1 protein-coding gene is annotated in these 608 nt (G+C 35.4%); it reads right to left on the reverse strand.

Annotated features, from left to right (window positions below; genetic code table 11):
- Nucleotides 1-608, reverse strand: a 608-nt coding sequence (locus ABN217_RS19715; RefSeq protein ID WP_349459925.1) for a TonB-dependent receptor domain-containing protein, incomplete at both ends; no start/stop codon positions are given.

Below are 608 nucleotides of genomic sequence, written 5' to 3' on the forward strand. Positions count from 1 at the left end.
GTAAACTTACCGTAAATATAATTATTGATACGATTGTAATAGGCACTCATATTAAATTGAATATCGCCTGTTACTTTAGTTACTCCAATATCAATATTATTTGCGGTTTCTGCAGTTAAATTAGGATCGCCTTTTTCAATGGTTCTACTTGCGGCATGAACACCATTCGCATAGAGCTCTTCTGCGACCGGTAATCTTTTTGTGTGTGATAGTGATAAATTTAAAAAATAGTCTTGTGTAAAATTCCAGGCTAATCCAGTAGAAATGGAAGATGCACTTTGTTTATTGGTTTTTTGAGTTTCTCTATTTAACAGTGATTGCCACTCTTGGCGAAATCCTAATTCATAGCGAAAATCACCTAATTGATATTCTTCTAATAAAAAGAGTGAGTGATTTTTTGTTTTTGTTGCGGGGACATAAGCCTCTTGACCGTCAGCACTAAAATCACGTTGATTAAATTGCCCGCCAATAACACCATGCCAACCTAAAATAGGTTGATGAGTGAAAGAAAACCTTAATTCATCTCCTTTGTTTTTAAATTGGGTACTGACTTCATGACCTTCTTTTTCATCATGCTGATAATCGGTTCTGGCTGCACTGAAACGTAG

Source organism: Proteus sp. fly-1067, from assembly GCF_040139345.1.
GTDB classification, from domain to species: Bacteria; Pseudomonadota; Gammaproteobacteria; order Enterobacterales; family Enterobacteriaceae; genus Proteus; species Proteus vulgaris_B.